12 protein-coding genes, 1 other RNA gene and 1 pseudogene are annotated in these 17,588 nt (G+C 64.5%); 11 read left to right on the top strand and 3 right to left on the bottom strand.

All coding sequences use genetic code 11. The features are described from left to right. Positions 1-4: 4 nt before the first annotated feature. The gene (mobA, locus tag ACLP2E_RS18655; RefSeq protein WP_442466781.1) at positions 5-646 is read right to left on the bottom strand and encodes a molybdenum cofactor guanylyltransferase MobA; all 642 of its coding nucleotides are present in this window, start codon (positions 644-646) and stop codon (positions 5-7) included. Positions 647-739: 93 nt separating this feature from the next. Between mobA and ACLP2E_RS18650 the strand changes: the two genes are divergently transcribed. The 3 genes from ACLP2E_RS18650 (at position 740) to metH (ending at position 6,551) form a co-directional block, all read left to right on the top strand. Then, complete coding sequence (locus tag ACLP2E_RS18650; RefSeq protein WP_442466780.1) at positions 740-1,744, top strand: ArsR/SmtB family transcription factor; 1,005 nt, start codon at positions 740-742, stop codon at positions 1,742-1,744. After that, a complete protein-coding gene (metF, locus tag ACLP2E_RS18645) occupies positions 1,744-2,649 on the top strand; it encodes a methylenetetrahydrofolate reductase [NAD(P)H] (protein WP_442463514.1) in 906 nt (301 codons plus the stop codon). Before ACLP2E_RS18650 ends, metF begins: the two co-directional genes overlap by 1 nt. Positions 2,650-2,834: 185 nt before the next feature. Continuing rightward, positions 2,835-6,551, top strand: coding sequence for a methionine synthase (gene metH / locus ACLP2E_RS18640; protein WP_442466779.1), 3,717 nt, complete (start codon positions 2,835-2,837; stop codon positions 6,549-6,551). Here metH and ACLP2E_RS18635 read toward each other — a convergent pair. Beyond that, on the bottom strand, positions 6,536-7,330 hold the full coding sequence (locus ACLP2E_RS18635; protein ID WP_442463512.1) for an N-acetylmuramoyl-L-alanine amidase: 795 nt from the start codon (positions 7,328-7,330) through the stop codon (positions 6,536-6,538). The two genes, metH and ACLP2E_RS18635, sit on opposite strands and share 16 nt — an antisense overlap. 91 nt (positions 7,331-7,421) lie before the next feature. Further along, the gene (locus tag ACLP2E_RS18630) at positions 7,422-7,718 is read right to left on the bottom strand and encodes a hypothetical protein (RefSeq protein ID WP_442463511.1); all 297 of its coding nucleotides are present in this window, start codon (positions 7,716-7,718) and stop codon (positions 7,422-7,424) included. A 246-nt stretch (positions 7,719-7,964) separates the two neighbouring features. Between ACLP2E_RS18630 and rnpB the strand changes: the two genes are divergently transcribed. The 8 genes and pseudogenes from rnpB to murD all read left to right on the top strand — a co-directional run bounded on the left by rnpB (position 7,965) and on the right by murD (position 17,545). Continuing rightward, positions 7,965-8,345: RNase P RNA component class A (rnpB, locus tag ACLP2E_RS18625), an RNA gene on the top strand. A gap of 407 nt (positions 8,346-8,752) precedes the next feature. Then, a complete protein-coding gene (gene rsmH / locus ACLP2E_RS18620) occupies positions 8,753-9,709 on the top strand; it encodes a 16S rRNA (cytosine(1402)-N(4))-methyltransferase RsmH (RefSeq protein ID WP_442464652.1) in 957 nt (318 codons plus the stop codon). Between the two features lies 1 nt (position 9,710). Beyond that, positions 9,711-10,163 carry a cell division protein FtsL gene (gene ftsL / locus ACLP2E_RS18615; protein ID WP_442466778.1) on the top strand — a complete coding sequence of 151 codons (453 nt, stop codon included), beginning with the start codon at positions 9,711-9,713 and terminating at the stop codon, positions 10,161-10,163. A 222-nt stretch (positions 10,164-10,385) separates the two neighbouring features. Next, positions 10,386-12,092, top strand: coding sequence for a peptidoglycan D,D-transpeptidase FtsI family protein (locus tag ACLP2E_RS18610; RefSeq protein ID WP_442466795.1), 1,707 nt, complete (start codon positions 10,386-10,388; stop codon positions 12,090-12,092). Then, positions 12,092-13,516, top strand: a pseudogene (locus ACLP2E_RS18605) (UDP-N-acetylmuramoyl-L-alanyl-D-glutamate--2,6-diaminopimelate ligase); the annotation flags it as partial. The gene ACLP2E_RS18610 and the pseudogene ACLP2E_RS18605, both read left to right, overlap by 1 nt. Beyond that, complete coding sequence (locus tag ACLP2E_RS18600; RefSeq protein WP_442466794.1) at positions 13,514-14,977, top strand: UDP-N-acetylmuramoylalanyl-D-glutamyl-2,6-diaminopimelate--D-alanyl-D-alanine ligase; 1,464 nt, start codon at positions 13,514-13,516, stop codon at positions 14,975-14,977. The pseudogene ACLP2E_RS18605 and the gene ACLP2E_RS18600, both read left to right, overlap by 3 nt. A 4-nt stretch (positions 14,978-14,981) precedes the next feature. Further along, on the top strand, positions 14,982-16,124 hold the full coding sequence (gene mraY / locus ACLP2E_RS18595; protein ID WP_442464654.1) for a phospho-N-acetylmuramoyl-pentapeptide-transferase: 1,143 nt from the start codon (positions 14,982-14,984) through the stop codon (positions 16,122-16,124). Beyond that, positions 16,124-17,545 (top strand): UDP-N-acetylmuramoyl-L-alanine--D-glutamate ligase, encoded by a 1,422-nt coding sequence (gene murD / locus ACLP2E_RS18590; RefSeq protein WP_442464655.1) that lies wholly within the window; start codon positions 16,124-16,126, stop codon positions 17,543-17,545. Before mraY ends, murD begins: the two co-directional genes overlap by 1 nt. Positions 17,546-17,588: the final 43 nt, after the last annotated feature.

The following is a 17,588-nucleotide window of genomic DNA, read 5'->3' as shown; positions in this document are numbered from 1 at the left end:
GGTTTCAGTCCTCGTCCTCGTTTGGCGCCAACAAGTCTTGCGCCCGCAATAGATCATCCGGCGTGTTGATGTTGAAAAAAGGGTCGCGTTTGCGGAAATTCCATTCGACCGAAGCCATATCATATCCGTGCTGAAACTGTCCGACCTTGCGCAAGCCCTGATCGATCAGGGCGCGGCGCAAATCCTCGCGCAAGCGCGTCGGCCATAACGCGACGACCGGGTGAATCCGCCCTCCCGAGGCCGCGCAGGCCAGACCGTCCCGCGTCTCCAGCGACGCCGCGCGCAGTCGCGCTGCAAGGTCGGCGGGCAGAAATGGGCAGTCGCAAGGCACGCTGAGAACATGGCTCAAGCCCTTTTGCCAGGCATAATCGAGGCCCGCCAGCACGCCCGCCAGCGGCCCGGCGTGGCCCAAAACAGCGTCGGCCACCAGCGGCAGGCCGATCCCGGCGAAAGCGGCCTGGGTTTCCGCCGTCGCCTCGTAAGGATTGATCGCCAGAGCGCCGCATTGGTCGCGGACAAGGGAAATCACCCGTTCGATCAGGCTCACGCCGCCGATCCGCGCGGAAAATTTTGGCGTGCCGCCCATGCGGCGGCTCAGGCCGCCGGCGAGGATCAATCCGAGGATGGGTGTGTTTTCGTCGCGCATGTTTCGCTCATCATAAGGCCCCATCGGGCGATCCGCCATTGCGGCAACGCCAAATGAGGTATAAAGATATGTTTATATCTAATTGACAGGCCCATGACCGTAAAAATCGCCGCCACTTTGCCAGACGCCCTGACCAGCCTCGCCGCCATCGGCGAGGAGACGCGGCTGCGGGTCTATGCGCTGCTGGCCGAAGCCGAACTGGCGGTCAACGAACTGGTGGCGATCCTCGGCCAGTCGCAGCCGCGCGTGTCGCGCCATCTCAAACTATTGCTTGAGGCCGGTCTCGTCGAGCGTCATCGCGAGGGCGCCTGGGCGTTTTTTCATGTCGCCGAAAAAGGGCCGGCGGCGGCTTTGGCGCAAGCCATTCTCGGCGAACTCGCGGGCGACGATCCCGTGCTCGCCGGCGACCGCGCGCGACTTGCTGAAGTTCGCGCGGCGCGCGCGGCGCAGGCGCAGAAATATTTCGCCGATCATGCGCCGTCGTGGAACGAGACGCGCCGCCTGCACGCGCCGGAGGCCGAGGTCGAGGCTGCGATTCTTGCGGCGGCGCTTGAAAAAACGCCTCATTGGGGACGCCTGCTCGATATCGGCTGCGGCGCCGGACGGATGCTGGAGCTGCTGGCGCCCCGCGCGGAGACCGCCATCGGCGTCGATCTTTCCCCGGCCATGCTCGGCGTGGCGCGGTCGCAGATGGAAAAGGCCGGCCTGCGCAATGTGCAATTGCGCCAGGGCGACATCTACGCACTTCCGGTCGATGGCAGCTCCATCGATCTGGCCGTTATGCATCAGGTGCTGCATTATCTCGACAATCCCGCCCGCGCCCTGCGCGAGGCGGCGCGGGCGTTGGCGCCGGGCGGCCGGCTGATCGTGGTCGACTTCGCGCCGCATCGCTGCGAAATCTTGCGCGAAAGACATGAGCACCGGCGGCTTGGGTTCTCAGCTGAGGAAGTCGCCGAATATCTGCGCCAGTCCGGACTTGAATTGCTGCTCCATCGCGACATGGCGCCGGGCGGCGACTACGCTGAGGAAAAACTCACGGTATCCCTGTGGCTGGCGCGCGATGTGCGCGGCGTCGGAATCGAGAAGAGTAAAGCCTGATGATGCAAGAGCCGAGGCGCAGCCGCCTTCACCACAAGCCGATCGACGTGTCGTTCGAATTCTTTCCGCCGAAAACGCCGGAAATGGAGGCGAGTTTGTGGGAGGCCGTCGCGCGCCTCGCGCCATTGTCGCCAAAATTCGTCTCCGTCACCTATGGCGCCGGCGGCTCTACCCGCGAGCGCACTCACGCCACGGTGGCGCGCATCCTGCGCGAAACCAATGTCAAGCCGGCCGCCCATCTCACCTGCGTTGGCGCGACGCGCGAAGAGGTGATTGACGTGGCGCAAAGCTACTGGGACGTTGGCGTGCGCCATATCGTCGCCCTTCGCGGCGATCCCCTGGGGGGACTCGGCGCGGTCTATGCGCCGACGCCGGGCGGCTACGCCACTTCGACCGATCTGGTGCGCGGATTGCGCGCCATCGGCGATTTCGAAATCTCGGTTTCGGCCTATCCGGAAAAGCACCCGGAAAGCGCCAGTTTCGAGCAGGACATCGACGTGCTCAAGGCCAAGATCGACGCCGGCGCGACCCGCGCCATCACCCAGTTCTTCTTTGACAACGAGATCTATTTCCGCTTTCTCGACCGGGTGATGGCGGCCGGGATCACAATTCCGATCGTGCCCGGCATCACGCCGGTGCAGAATTTCAAACAAACCGCGAATTTCGCGCGCAAGACCGGGGCGAGCGTGCCGATCTGGCTGGCCGAGCGTTTCGACGGTCTCGACGACGATCCGCAAACGCGGCGCCTGATCGCCGCGGCGGTGGCGGCGGAACAGGTGTTCGACCTGCTCGATCGCGGCGTCGAGCAGTTCCATTTCTACACCATGAACCGCGCCGACCTGGTCTATGCGGTTTGTCACCTGCTGGGCTTGCGCGCGACGGCGCCGGAAAAAGTGCTGACCTAGGTGTGCGTCCCGTCTCCCCTTGCGGGAGAAGGTGGATCGCCGCGTAGCGGCGAGACGGATGAGGGGTTCGCGTCCCGAAGGCCCCCTCATCCGGCGCTTCGCGCCACCTTCTCCCGCAAGGGGAGAAGGGCGCCAATTCCAAAATAATGCGCCCGCCGACCGCAGGCCTATCGCAGGACAAAGACATGACTTCGACGCAAGACAATCGTTTCGGCGGCAAGACCGCCTTGCAGGCGCTGACCGAAGCGGCGCGCGAAAAAATCCTGGTGCTCGACGGCGCCATGGGCACGATGATCCAGCAGCGCAAGTTTTCGGAAGAAGCTTTTCGCGGCGAACGTTTCGCCGACTGGCCGCGCGACCTGCGCGGCAATAACGATCTCCTGATCCTTACCCAGCCCGATGCGATCCGCGAAATCCACCTCGCCTATTTCCAGGCCGGCGCCGATATTGTCGAGACCAACACCTTCTCCTGCACCACCATCGCCCAGGCCGATTACGGCATGGAATCGCTCGCCCGCGAATTGAACGTCCAGGGCGCGCGCCTGGCGATGGAAGCGGCGATCGAGGCGGAAAAACGCGACGGCAAGAAGCGCTTCGTCGCCGGCGCCATGGGGCCGACCAATCGCACCGCGTCGATCTCGCCGGACGTGTCCAACCCCGGTTTTCGCGCTGTCACTTTCGACGAATTGCGCGTCGCTTACAAGGAAGCAGCGAGCGGGCTGATCGAAGGCGGCGCCGACATCATCCTGCTCGAAACGATCTTCGACACGCTCAACGCCAAGGCGGCCTTGTTCGGCATCGACGAGGCTTTCGAGGAGGCCGGCGTCACGCTTCCGGTGATGATTTCCGGCACCATCACCGACCTGTCGGGACGCACGCTTTCCGGCCAGACGCCGGCGGCGTTCTGGAATTCGCTGCGCCATGCGAAGCCCTTTTCCATCGGCCTGAACTGCGCGCTGGGCGCGCGAGAAATGCGCGCCCATATCGCCGAACTGTCGCGCATCGCCGACACTTTCGTCTGCGCCTATCCCAACGCCGGCCTGCCCAACGAATTCGGCCTTTACGACGAAAGCCCGGAGGCCATGGCCGAACTGGTCGGAGAATTCGCCGACAGCGGCTTGGTCAATATCGTTGGCGGCTGCTGCGGCACCAGCCCGGCGCATATTCACGCCATCGCCAAGCGCGTGGCGGGCGTGAAGCCGCGCGAGATTCCTGAAATCGAACCGCTTTTGCGCCTGTCCGGCCTCGAGCCCTTCACGCTCACTTCCGACATAAAATTCGTCAATATCGGCGAGCGCACCAATGTCACCGGCTCGGCGAAATTCCGCAAATTGATCAAGGCCGGCGATTATTCCGCCGCGCTCGACGTAGCGCGCGATCAGGTCGTCGCCGGCGCGCAGATCATCGACGTCAACATGGACGAGGGCCTGCTGGATTCGCAGAAGGTGATGGTCGAGTTTTTGAATCTCGTCGCCGCCGAACCCGATATCGCGCGCGTGCCCGTCATGGTCGACAGCTCGAAATTCGAGGTGATCGAGGCGGGGCTGAAATGCCTGCAGGGAAAGCCAATAGTCAATTCGATCTCGCTGAAGGAAGGCGAGGAAAAGCTCATCGCCCAGGCGAAGACCGTGCGCCGTTATGGCGCCGCCGCCGTGGTCATGGCCTTCGACGAACAGGGCCAGGCCGACACCTTTGCGCGAAAAGTAGAGATCTGCGCGCGGGCCTATAAAATCCTCACCGAAAAAGTCGGTTTCGAGCCGCAGGACATTATCTTCGATCCTAATGTTTTCGCTGTGGCGACGGGCATCGAAGAGCATAATCATTACGGCGTCGATTTCATCGAAGCGACGCACGAAATTCGCAAGACCCTGCCGCACGCCCATGTGTCGGGCGGCGTGTCGAACCTGTCCTTCTCGTTTCGCGGCAATGAGATCGTTCGCGAAGCGATGCACAGCGTGTTTCTTTACCACGCCATTGCCGCCGGCATGGACATGGGCATCGTCAACGCCGGCCAGCTCGGGGTTTACGAAAAGATCGATCCCATCCTGCGCGAGGCCTGCGAGGATGTGGTGCTCGACCGCCGCGCCGACGCCACCGAACGGCTTTTGGCGCTTGCCGAACAGTTCAAGGGCCAGAGCACGGAGACGCGCGAAAAGGACGCCGCCTGGCGCGAGGGGACTGTCGACGCGCGGCTGGAATATGCGCTGGTCAATGGCGTGACCGACTTCATCGACGTCGACGTCGAGGAAGCGCGAGCCCGTTCTGCGCGGGCGCTCGACGTGATCGAGGGGCCGCTGATGGCTGGGATGAACAAGGTCGGCGACCTGTTCGGCTCGGGGAAAATGTTCCTGCCCCAGGTGGTGAAGTCGGCGCGGGTGATGAAGTCGGCGGTGGCCTATCTGCTGCCCTTCATCGAGGCGGCCAAGGCGGAAGGCGACCGCAAAAACGCCGGCAAGATCCTGATGGCGACGGTCAAGGGCGACGTGCACGACATCGGCAAGAATATTGTCGGCGTGGTCCTCGCCTGCAATAATTTCGAGATCGTCGATCTTGGCGTGATGGTTCCGGCGGCGCGGATTCTGGACGAGGCGCGCAAGCACAAGGTCGACATTATCGGCTTGTCCGGCTTGATCACGCCGTCGCTCGACGAGATGGCTTTTCTCGCCAGCGAAATGCAGCGTGAAGGTTTCGACATTCCGCTGCTGATCGGCGGCGCCACCACTTCGCGCGTCCACACGGCGGTGAAAATCGCGCCCAATTATCTGAGCGGGCAGGCGGTTTACGTCAACGACGCCAGCCGCGCCGTCGGCGTCGCGCAGAGCCTGCTTGGCGCCGACAGGGAAAAAGTCCAACAGGATTTGCGCGCCGAATATTTACGCGTCGCCGAAGCGCACGCCAGGGCGGAAACCGAGAAGCAGCGCGTGCCGCTTGCCCGCGCCAGGGCGAACGCGTTGAAGATCGACTGGAGCGATTATGCGCCGCCGCGTCCGACCTTCACGGGAACGCGGGTGTTGTCGTCGCTCGATGTCGCAGAGCTGATCCCCTATATCGACTGGACGCCGTTCTTTCAGACCTGGGAATTGAAGGGGCGTTTTCCGAAAATACTCGAGGATGAAAAGCAGGGCGCGGTGGCGAAAACCCTGTTCGAGGACGCACAGAAAATGCTCAGGCGCATTGTCGAGGAGCGCTGGTTCAATCCCAAGGCGGTGCTCGGTTTCTGGCCGGCCAATGCGGTCGGCGACGACATCGCGCTGTTCACCGGCGAGTCGCGCGGCGAAAAACTCGGCGTCCTGCATTCGCTTCGCCAGCAATTGGCGCGCCCCGATGGCAAGCCCAATGTCGCGCTCGCCGATTTCGTCGCGCCGGTCGAGAGCGGCAAGGCCGATTATATCGGCGCTTTTGTCGTCACCTCGGGCGCGGAGGAGCAAAAGATCGCGCAAAAACTCGCGCGCGCCAATGACGATTACGGTTCGATCATGGTCAAGGCGCTCGCCGACCGTCTGGCGGAAGCCTTCGCCGAATATCTGCACGAGCGCGTGCGCAAGGAATTCTGGGCCTATGCGCCGGAGGAAAAGCTTTCCAACGACGAGCGGATGGCGGAGAAATATCGCGGCATAAGGCCGGCGCCGGGCTATCCGGCCCAGCCCGACCACAGCGAGAAGCAGACCATTTTCGATCTTCTGGCGGCAGAGCGGCGCATCGGCGTGTCGCTGACCGAAAGTTTCGCCATGCTGCCGGGCGCTTCGGTCAGCGGCCTCTATTTCGCGCATCCGGGCGCGCATTATTTCGGCGTCGCCAAGGTCGAACGCGATCAGGTCGAGGATTATGCCGCGCGGAAAAACATGTCAGTGGCGGAGGTCGAACGCTGGCTGGCGCCGGTGCTGAATTACGTGCGCAACTGACCGGGCGGCGGCAAAGCGGCGATTAAATCGTGCAGCGTCTCCATCGTCGAAACATCGGCGATCCCGTCCACTTTTTCGGGGCGGAAATGGCGCTGGAAAGCGGCGACGACGTCGCTCGTCGCCGCGTCGAAAAACCCGGATGGCGTCACGCCATAGCCATAGGAGGCCAGCATGGCCTGCAAGGCGGCGACCGGCGGGCCCATGGCGCCGGGCTCATAGACCGGGCCGGGGCGGATCGGCGCGGGGGCGACCCAATGGCCGATTCCGGCCTCGAACAGGCGCGGCCAGGGAAAGATTTCGCCAGGATCGATCTTGCGCCCGGGCGCGATGTCGGAATGGCCGAGAATGCGCTCCGGCTTGATATTGCGGCGGCCGGCGATATCGCGGCAGAGCGCGATCACCGCCTCGATCTGCGCGTCGGGGAACGGCGGGGCGCCGCCGAATATTTCGTGGGGACAGGACGGCAAGCCGTCCCTATGGCCCGGATTGACGATTTCAATGCCGATCGACCGCGAGTTCATGTCGGCCTCGCCGGCCCAGAAGCTTTTTCCGGCATGCCAGGCGCGGCGGGCCTCGGCGATCAGTTGCCAGATTCGTCCATCCTCCCAGACCAGATAATGGCAGGAGACCTGCGCCGCGGGGCTGCACATGAGTTCGAGCGCCGCCGCGCCCGTCGTCATGCCGGTGTAATGCAGGACGATCGCGTCGATCGACCCGTTCCGCTCGCCATGATTGGGCGAGGCGGAATAGCGCTCCACCAATGTGCTGTCAGGGCTCATTTACCGTTCATCCCGGCTGATGGCGCCGGCTGGAAAAAAGGCGGCCCGTGAAACCGGCCGCCCCGATTCGGCGACAAGCGCGAATGCCTTATCAGTACCAGGACACGCAATGGCGACGACCCCAATCGTCCACCACGAATTCGGCGCAACGGGGCGGCGGCGGCGGCGGCGCGGTATTGGCGCCGATAATGCCGCCCGCGGCGGCTCCGAGCAGGCCGCCGGCGACGGCGCCGCCCGCATGTCCGCCCGCGGCGGCGCCGATCGCTGCGCCGGTGGCGCCGCCGATCAGGGCGCCCCCGACCGCGCGATCCTGCGGGTTGTAGCTATTGCAGCCGCCGAGGGCGAGCGCGCTCGCCAAAGCGACGGTCAGCAAAACGGTTTTCTTCATCAAGACTTCCTCCAGATCGCCAAAAGGCTCGATTAAAACAGCCCGGCCGCCGTTGCGCCTCCGGCCGCCCTATCTCCTAGCGCATGGGGACAAAAAATTCACCCCCGCCGGCGCCCGATTCGCAGCAAGCGATATCTTAGCCGAAATCGGGCGCTTGCGCCCTGCATATGAACGCCGCCCACCGCGCTTGTTGCGTAAACCCCGAATTCGCTTGACGCGAGGTGTCCGGCTGTTATGCCGGGGACGTCAGTCGGCCGGATGGCCGCCGTCCTGCAGGGGACGGAGGAAAGTCCGGGCTCCACGGAGAAACGGCGCCGGATAACGTCCGGCGGGGGCGACCCCAGGGAAAGCGCCACAGAAAGCAAACCGCCTTCGTCAAGGGAGACCTTTTCGGGGGTAAGGGTGAAAGGGTGCGGTAAGAGCGCACCGCGCTGGCGGCAACGTCGGCGGCACGGCAAGCCCCGCCGGGAGCAAAACCGAATAGGGACGACAGGGTTCGCCCAGCCCTTCTCCGGGTCGTCGTCCGGGTTGGTTGCTTGAGGCGGCCGGTAACGGCCGTCCCAGAGGAATGGTCATCGCGCGCCGCAAGGCGCCATACAGAACCCGGCTTACAGGCCGACTGGCGCTTCTCTACTCTTATGCAGGACGGCCCGAGGGCGAAGCCCAAGACTTGTGGAGCATGCAAGACTTGTGGAGCATGCAAGACTTGCGCAGCCTGAATGCCTATTCCGTTGGGACTGCGCGGTCGCGATGCTGTTCAGATCGGCAACTTCCGTCCGTCATGTCAACAAACCTTTAACGCTAACGATGGTTTAATGCGCCTCGTTTAGAAGCTCTCGAAGGCCGCCGCGCGCGCGTTGACGCTCAAAATGCCGCATGTTAGCCCACACCACCCTCTCAGCGGCGCAAGGGCGGCGACACCCGACGCGCGCCGTCAAAACTTTGTTTTCGCAGCCAAAAATTTGGAGCCGGGTCACGGATTCGCAGTTTCTCATCCCCGTCGCAGAACCCAGCCTTCCTGCGGGAGGCCGCTCATGACCAGCGCCCCGCACGTGCCGGTGATGGCGGCTGAGGCGGTGGAATCGCTGGCGGTCGCGCCCGGCGGGCTTTATCTCGACGGCACTTTCGGCGCTGGCGGCTATACGCGCGCCATTTTGGCGGCAGGCGGGCGCGTGCTGGCGCTCGACCGCGATCCAACCGCGATTCAAGCCGGACAGGCTCTGGTCGCGGAAGGCCAAGGCCGTCTGGTCCTCGCGCGCTCGCGCTTCTCGCGCATGGAGGCGGCGGCTCGCGAACGCCAACTCGGGCCTTTCGATGGCGTCGTGCTCGACATCGGCGTGTCCTCAATGCAGATCGACGCCCCGGAGCGCGGCTTTTCCTTTCGCTTCGACGGGCCACTCGACATGCGCATGGAAGGCGCCGGACGCAGCGCCGCCGATCTGGTCAACGAACTGGAGCAGGACGCTCTGGCCGACCTGCTTTATCTCTATGGCGAGGAGCGCGCGTCCCGCAGGATCGCCCGCGCCATCATTGCCGAGCGCGCCAAGGCGCCGATCACCAGCACGGCGCTGCTGGCCGAGACGATAAGGCGCGCCAATCCTGGCAAGCCCAATGAAATCCACCCCGCCACGCGCTCATTCCAGGCTTTGCGCATCGCCGTCAACGAGGAACTGGATGAGCTGACCCAGGCTTTGGCGGCGGCCGAACGGCTGCTGAGACCGGGCGGAAGGCTGGCGGTGGTGACCTTCCATTCGCTGGAAGACCGTATCGTCAAACAGTTTTTCGCCGCGCGCAGCGGCCGCGGCAGGGCGGTCTCGCGCCTGCTGCCGGGCGAGGTCGCGCCGCCGCCGCCGACCTTCGCGCTTCAGGGGCGCCAGCCCGTCGTCCCCGGCCCGCGCGAATGCCATGAAAACCCCCGCGCGCGCTCGGCCAAATTGCGCTGGGCGGAGCGAACCGACTCGCCGGTCCCGAACGAAACGGAGAGAAGCTGACATGTTGCGCATTCTCAACGTCCTGGCGATCGTGGCTCTGGTCGGTTCGGCCGTTTACGCCTATTCGATCAAGTATGCGACGCTCTATCAGGCGGAGCGCATGGCCAAGCTCAAGCGGGAATTGCAGAGCGAGACCGATAGCGTCGCCATGCTGCGCGCCGAATGGTCGCATGTCGCCAACCCGGTCCGCATCGAAGTGCTGGCCGACAAATATCTTGGCGGCCAGGTGATGCAATTGTCGCAGATCACCACGTTCGCAGGACTGCCTGAGAAGGCGGCGCGCGGCGATGAGATCGGAGCGAAATTGCAGGACCTCGGCCTCGCCGAGCCGACCAATACGCCGGCGGCAGCCAGCGCCTTCTCGGCGACGCCGGCCGCGCCCAAGCCGGCGACGCCGGCCGCGCCCAAGCCGGCGACGCCGGTTGCGCTCAAGCCGGCCACGTCGGGGAGGTGAGGCATGCATTTCGACACTCCCCCCAGCGAGCCTGAATTTTCCGCTCAGGCGTCGCCGCCTGGAGCGGCTTATCCGCCTATCGAGCCGCGCCAAGCCGGTCCGCAAGGCGCCGGTCCGCCCCATGCCGATTCGCCTTGTTTCGAGCCGCCGCCAGCCTCTCCCGCCCGGCCAAAGCGCTCTTTCGGAATCGTGGCTCGCGCCGTCAAGGCCTGGGTCGACGACATGCGTTCGACCCATCTGTCGAAAAGCACCTTCCGCATAAGGCTGGTCGCCGTCTGTTTCGCCGCACTTTACCTGTTGTTCGTCGGTCGCCTCGCCTATTTCGGCCTGAAGCCGGAACAGCATTCGGTGCGGCGCGAGGCGTCGGAAGCGGCTTCCGCCGCGCGGCCCGATCTGGTTGACCGCAATGGCGAAATCCTCGCCACCGACGTCAAGGTCATGTCGGTTTTCGCTGAGCCGCGCCGCATCATCGACAAGGACGAGGCGACCGAACTCATCACCGCCATCCTGCCCGACGTCAACGCCCATGAATTGCGCGAGAAACTCGGCTCGCGCAAAGGCTTTGTCTGGATCAAGCGCGAAGTCACGCCGACGCAGCAGCAGCAGATCTTCCGTCTCGGCCTGCCGGGCGTGGGTTTCATGCCGGAAAACAAGCGCGTCTATCCCAACGGCCCGCTCGGCGCCCATGTGCTCGGCTTCACCAATTCCGACAATAACGGCATCGCCGGCATCGAAAAATACATCGACGGCCAGGGCCTGGCGGATCTTCACGGCGCCGGCTTCAACCTGACGCCGGAAAATCTCGCGCCCATCGCCCTGTCGCTCGACATGCGCGCCACCCACGCGCTGCGCGACGAACTGACCCACGGCATGGAGCGATTCCAGGCCAAGGCCGCCGCCGCCGCCATTCTCGACGTCAATACCGGCGAGGTCGTCGCCGAGGCCTCGCTGCCCGATTACGATCCCAATAATCCGACCGACGCGCTCAAGAACAACAATATCAACCGGCTGACCGTCGGCGTCTATGAAATGGGTTCGACCTTCAAGGCGCTGACCATCGCCATGGCGCTGGATTCCGGCAAGGTCAATCTCAACACCCGCATCGACGCCCATGGGCCGCTGCACGCCGGCCATGGCCTGATCCACGATTATCACCCGGAAAACCGCCCGCTCTCGGTGCCGGAAGTCTTCACTTATTCGTCGAATGTCGGCACGGCGCGCATGGCGCTGATGGTCGGCGTCGAAGGCCACAAGGCCTTTCTGCGCAAAATGGGACAGCTGGACCGGATGCGCACCGAATTGCCAGAGAACGCCGAGCCGATCGTGCCGCGCTACTGGAGCGAGGTCTCGACCATGACCATCGCCTTCGGCCACGGCCTGGCGGTGGCGCCGCTGCAGGCGATGATGGCGGTGGCGGCGATCACCAATGGCGGCTATCTGGTCACGCCGACTTTCCTGAAACGCCCCGCCGAATTCGACAAGACCACGGCGCCGCGGGTGGTGCGCCCCGAAACCTCGGAATCCCTGCGCTATATCCTGCGGCTCAACGCCGAAATCGGCACGGCGAAAAAGGCCAATATTCCCGGCTATTTAGTCGGCGGCAAAACCGGCACGGCGGAAAAGGTCATCGGCGGCCATTATTCGAAGACCAAGCTTTTCACCACTTTCATGGCTCTCGTGCCGGCCGACAAGCCGCGCTATTTGTTCATGACGGTGATGGACGAGCCGCAGGGGCGCCCCGAAGACGGCCATTACGCCACGGCGGCCTATAATTCCGGCTGGGTCACCGGCAGGCTGATCGAACGCGTCAGTCCGATCCTCGGCCTGGAGCCGCATCTCGATTTGCCGGTACAGCCCTTTCCGTTGCTGGCGCGCATGGGATATGGCTTCGCCAATACGCCAGCCAAACCCGGCGCGGGAGAACATTGATGCGGCTCGACGCCCTTTTGCCCGAAGCGCCCGATGCTTTCCGCGCCATCGAGGTGACGGGCGTGACCGCCGACAGCCGCACTGTCGCGCCCGGCATGCTGTTTTTCGCTCTCGCCGGGGCCAGGGCGGACGGAATGAGCTTCGCGGCCCAGGCCTTGGCCGCCGGAGCCGTCGCTATTGTCGGCGAGCATCCGCCTCTGGGGGAATTGTCGGGGGCGCCCTTGATTCAGGTGGCCGACGCGCGCGCCGCCTTGGCGAAAGCCGCCGCCGCGCTTTACCCGCGCCAGCCGGAGATAATCGTCGCGGTGACCGGCACCAGCGGCAAGACCTCGGTCGCCGATTTCACCCGCCAGATTTTCAGCTTTTGCGGGCATGAAGCCGCCTCGCTCGGCACCATCGGGGTAATCAAGCCGTCGGGCGCGGTTTACGGTTCTCTGACCACGCCCGATCCGGTGACCCTCCACAAGACGCTCGAAGCCCTGGCCGACGAGGGCGTCACCCATCTCGCCATGGAGGCGTCGTCGCATGGTCTCGACCAGCGCCGCCTCGACGGAGTGCGGCTGTCGGCGGGCGCCTTCACCAACCTGTCGCGCGACCATCTCGATTATCACGCCGATCTCGAAGACTACCTCAAAGCCAAGCTGCGACTGTTCGAAACATTGCTGCAGCCCGGCCAGCCCGCGGTCATCGCCGCCGACGGCGATTTCTCCGATCGCGTCATCGAGGCCTGCCGCGCCAGAGGCTTGGAGGTGTTTTCGGTCGGCGCCAAGGGCGAGGCCCTGCGCCTGACCGGCATGGAGGCGGAAGGTTTCTCGCTTCTTCTCGACCTGACCCATGAGGGCAGGGCATGGCGGGTGAAGCTGCCGCTGGCCGGTGGTTTTCAGGCGGAAAACGCTTTGGTCGCGGCCGGTCTGGCCTTGGTCGTCGGCTGTCCGGCGGAACAGGTTTTCGCCGCGCTCGAAAATCTGCGCGGCGCGCCGGGGCGGCTGGAATTCGTCGGTGAAAAGGCCGAGGCGCCGGTTTTCGTCGATTACGCCCACAAGCCCGACGCTTTGGAAAAGGCGCTCGCGGCGCTGAGGCCTTTCGCGGAAAAGCGCCTGATCGTGGTTTTCGGCTGCGGCGGCGACCGCGACGCCGGCAAAAGGCCGATCATGGGCGAAATCGCCACACGCGGCGCCGATGTGGTTGTTGTCACCGACGACAATCCGCGCAGCGAGGACCCCGCGCGCATTCGTGCGGAGATTCTAGGCCAAGCGCCTGGCGCGATAGAGATCGGCGACCGCGCCGCCGCCATTCGCGCGGGCATCGCCATGCTGCAAAAGGGCGACGTGCTGCTGATCGCCGGCAAGGGCCACGAGACTGGCCAGACCGTCGGCGGCGAAGTGCTGCCTTTTTCCGATCACGAGGAAGCCCTCGCCGCGCTGGAGGAGTTTTCCAGTCCCACCGGCTTCCTGTGGAGCGGTCTCGGCCTCGTCGCCCCGCTTCGCGCCCGCGTCTGCGGCCCCGTGCCCGATGGCGTCACCGGAATTTCCATCGACACGCGGACGCTGCGGCCCGGCGAGCTGTTTTTCGCCATCAAGGGCGACAATAGCGACGGCCACGATTATGTCGCCAAGGCTTTCCGCGGCGGCGCCACGGCGGCCGTGGTCGACGAGGATCATGTCGACGCCCTGCGTGGGCTGGGGACGCTCTATGTCGTCCATGACGTGCTCAAGTCGATGGAAGGCCTCGCCGTCGCCGCGCGAAAGCGCAGCCGGGCGCGCATCGTCGCGGTGACCGGTTCGGTCGGCAAGACCTCGACCAAGGAGGCTTTGCGCAAGGCGCTCGGCGACGCCGGGCCGACCCACGCTTCCGACAAATCCTACAATAATCACTGGGGCGTGCCGCTGATGCTGGCGCGGCTGCCGGAACAGGCGCGCTACGCCGTGTTCGAGATCGGCATGAACCATGCCGGCGAGATCACGCCTCTGGTCGCCATGGTTCGTCCCCATGTCGCCGTCGTCACCAATGTCGCGCCGGTCCATCTCGAACATTTCGCCAATGTCGAGGAAATCGCCCGCGCCAAGGCGGAGATTTTCTCGGGGCTGGTCAGGGGCGGCGTCGCCATCCTCAATCGCGACAACGAGACGTTCGAATTTCTGGAGGCGGCGGCGAAGGCTTCGCCCGCCGGCCATGTCCTCAGCTTCGGCGCCGATGCGGGCGCCGACGCGCAATTGCTGAAATTCGACCAGGAAGACAGTTTTTCTCAAGTTTCCGCCCGCGTGCTCGGTCATGAGCTGAATTTCACGATCGGGGCGCCGGGGCGCCATCTGGCGATCAACGCTCTTGCCGTCCTGCTCGCCGCCCGCGCCGTCGGCCTCGATATTGCCGCGGCGGCCGCCTCGCTGGCCGATTTCGCAGCCCCCCAGGGGCGGGGGGCGCGCGAAAAACTGCGGCTCGACCCGGACGCCCCGAAAAGCGAAATCCTGCTGATCGACGAAAGCTACAACGCCAATCCGGCGTCCATGCGCGCAGCCATCGAGCTTCTGGGGGCGACGAAAACCGCCCGCAAGGGCCGCCGGATCGCGGTTCTCGGCGACATGTTGGAGTTGGGCCCGACCGCGCCGGAACTGCATGTCTCCCTTGGAGACGCCCTCGCGCAGAACCGCGTCGATCTGGTTTTCGCCGCCGGCCCGTTGAGCCGCCATCTTTTTGACTCGCTGCCAAAGCAAAAGCGCGGCGCCTGGGCGCCGGACGCGGCCAAGCTCGAACCCGAAGTCGCCGAGGCCCTGCGTCCCGGCGACATCGTGATGGTCAAGGGTTCGAACGGTTCGCGCATGCACGCGCTGGTCGCCGGCCTGAAAGCCCGCTACGCCGCGCGCGAAAAGCAAAAGATCGAGGACTGAGAGAATGTTCATCTGGCTGGCGGAACTTTCGCATCATTTCGGTCCGCTGAATGTCTTTCGCTATATCACCTTTCGCGCCGCCGGGGCTTCGGCCACGGCTCTGGCCATCGTGTTCTTCTTTGGTCCAGCCATCATCGCCTCGCTGCGGCTGAAACAGGGCAAGGGCCAGCCGATCCGCAGCGACGGGCCGCAAAGCCATCTGGCGAAAAAGGGCACTCCGACGATGGGCGGGCTGATGATCCTCGCCGGCACCGTGGTCTCCACCGTGCTCTGGGCCAATCCGAGAAGCGCCTATGTCTGGATCGTGCTGTTCGTGACCCTGGGCTTCGGCGCCATCGGCTTCTACGACGACTATCTGAAAGTGACGAAGCAGAACCACCAGGGTTTTTCCGGCCGCCGGCGCCTTGCTCTCGAGGCGGGGATCGCCATACTCGCCGCCTATTTCATGATGTGCGCCTCGGCCAGCGGGCCGGTGACGTCGCTCGGTGATTTTTTTCACTCCTTCGCCGCGCCCTTTCTCGCGAGCGCGCCGGCGACCAAACTGGCGGCGCCCTTCATCCATGGCTGGATCGTCGATCTCTCCTGGTTGTTCCTGCCCTTCGCGGGGGTGGTCATCGTCGGCTCCGGCAATGCGGTCAATCTCACCGACGGGCTCGACGGCCTCGCCATCGTGCCGGTGATGATCGCGGCGGGGACCTTCGCCATCATCGCCTATCTCGCCGGCAATGAGATTTTCGCCCATTACCTCGGTATCAATTACGTGCCCGGCGCCGGTGAACTGACGGTGATGTGCGGCGCGGTGATCGGCGCCGGCCTGGGCTTCCTGTGGTTCAACGCGCCCCCGGCGCAGATCTTCATGGGCGATACAGGATCTTTGGCGCTGGGCGGCATGCTGGGCGCCATCGCCGTGGCGGTGAAACATGAAATCGTGCTGGCGGTGGTCGGCGGCCTGTTCGTGATGGAGGCCCTGTCGGTCATCGTCCAGGTCGCCTCATTCAAGATGACCGGCAAGCGGGTGTTCAAAATGGCTCCGATCCATCATCATTTCGAGCAATTGGGCTGGTCCGAGCCGCAGGTGGTGGTGCGTTTCTGGATCGTCGCTTTCGTTCTCGCCTTGATCGGCCTCACGACATTGAAGGTGCGCTGATGATTCCTGTCACCTCTTTCGAAGGCAAAAATATCGCCCTTTTCGGACTGGGCGGCTCCGGCCTCGCCACCGCCCGCGCCCTGGCCGCCGGCGGCGCCCATGTTTCCGTGTGGGACGATTCCTCGACAGCGCGCGAAAACGCCTTTGCCGAGGGTTTCTTCCCGGTCGATCTCCATGAGGCCGACTGGAGCGTCTTCTCCGCTTTCGTCCTGGCGCCGGGTGTGCCGCTGACCCATCCCAAGCCGCACTGGAGCGTCGAACTGGCGCAAAAGGCCGGCGTCGCGATCATCGGCGACATCGAATTGTTTTGCCGCGAACGGGCGATTCACGCGCCCGGCGCGCCGCTGATCGCCATCACCGGCACCAATGGCAAGAGCACGACCACGGCCCTGATCGCCCATATTCTGCGCGAGGCCGGGCTGGACGTTCAGATGGGCGGCAATATCGGCGTGCCGATCCTCGAACTGGAGCCGCCCGCGGCGGAACGTGTCCATGTCGTCGAATGTTCGACCTTCCAGATCGATCTGGCGCCCTCGCTCGATCCAAGCATCGGCCTGCTGCTCAACTTGACGCCCGACCATCTCGACCGCCACGGTTCGATGGAAAATTATGCCGCGATCAAGCAGAGGCTGGTCGCGGCCGCCGATTATGCCATTGTCGGGCGAGACGACGCCTGGTGCGAGGCGATTTTCCAGGGCCTGAAACAGGCCGGGCGCTCTGTGGTCGGCGTCACCAACAGCCGCCCGCAGGCGCTGGCCAGTGTTTGCTATGATTCCGGGCGGCTGCGCCGCGCCTTCGCCTTGCCGGCGCTGAAGACGCTGGAAGAAGTCCTGTTCGATCTCTCCCGCGCCGAAAACCTGCGTGGCGCGCATAATGGCCAGAACGCCGCGGCGGCTTTCGCCGCCTGCGAGCGCATCGGCCTGCCGCATGACGAGATCGGTCTCGGCATGCGCTCCTTCCCCGGCCTGGCCCATCGCATGGAGCAGGTCGGCAAGCGCGGCGCCGTGCTGTTCGTCAACGACAGCAAGGCCACCAACGCCGACGCCGCGGAAAAGGCTCTGGCGAGTTTCGACAACATCTTTTGGATCGCCGGCGGCCGGGCCAAGGCGGGCGGCATCGAGCCGCTAAGACCGCTGTTCGGCCGGATCGCCAAAGCCTATCTGATCGGCGAGGCGGCGGAGGATTTCGCCGCGACGCTGGAGGGCGAAGTCGCTTTTGAGCGTTGCGGCACGCTGGATGCGGCTTTAGCCGCTGCCGCAGACGATGCGGGAGAGAGCGACGCCCCGGAGCCGGTGGTGCTGCTGTCGCCGGCCTGCGCCTCTTACGATCAATTCGCCAATTTCGAAAAACGCGGAGACGCGTTCCGCGAACAAGTAGGTTTGTTGTTGAAAGATGAAGGCGAGCAAGGCGCTCTCTTCTGAAGTCTATCAAGAAAGGGCGCGGGCGCCCGTTCCCGCTCCGCGG

Source organism: Rhodoblastus sp. (genome assembly GCF_052145335.1).
GTDB lineage: Bacteria > Pseudomonadota > Alphaproteobacteria > Rhizobiales > Beijerinckiaceae > Rhodoblastus.
The sequence above is the reverse complement of the archived record's forward strand: the minus strand, read 5'-3'. Positions and strand labels throughout refer to the sequence as shown.

Excerpts from the sequence above, each read along its gene's own strand:
- mobA (WP_442466781.1), bottom strand. The coding sequence starts at position 646 with ATGCGCGACGAAAACACACCCATCCTCGGATTGATCCTCGCCGGCGGC.
- metF (WP_442463514.1), top strand. The coding sequence starts at position 1,744 with ATGATGCAAGAGCCGAGGCGCAGCCGCCTTCACCACAAGCCGATCGAC.
- rsmH (WP_442464652.1), top strand. The coding sequence starts at position 8,753 with ATGACCAGCGCCCCGCACGTGCCGGTGATGGCGGCTGAGGCGGTGGAA.
- ACLP2E_RS18630 (WP_442463511.1), bottom strand. The coding sequence starts at position 7,718 with ATGAAGAAAACCGTTTTGCTGACCGTCGCTTTGGCGAGCGCGCTCGCC.
- ACLP2E_RS18610 (WP_442466795.1), top strand. The coding sequence starts at position 10,386 with ATGCGTTCGACCCATCTGTCGAAAAGCACCTTCCGCATAAGGCTGGTC.
- murD (WP_442464655.1), top strand. The coding sequence starts at position 16,124 with ATGATTCCTGTCACCTCTTTCGAAGGCAAAAATATCGCCCTTTTCGGA.
- ACLP2E_RS18635 (WP_442463512.1), bottom strand. The coding sequence starts at position 7,330 with ATGAGCCCTGACAGCACATTGGTGGAGCGCTATTCCGCCTCGCCCAAT.
- mraY (WP_442464654.1), top strand. The coding sequence starts at position 14,982 with ATGTTCATCTGGCTGGCGGAACTTTCGCATCATTTCGGTCCGCTGAAT.
- ACLP2E_RS18650 (WP_442466780.1), top strand. The coding sequence starts at position 740 with ATGACCGTAAAAATCGCCGCCACTTTGCCAGACGCCCTGACCAGCCTC.
- metH (WP_442466779.1), top strand. The coding sequence starts at position 2,835 with ATGACTTCGACGCAAGACAATCGTTTCGGCGGCAAGACCGCCTTGCAG.
- ftsL (WP_442466778.1), top strand. The coding sequence starts at position 9,711 with ATGTTGCGCATTCTCAACGTCCTGGCGATCGTGGCTCTGGTCGGTTCG.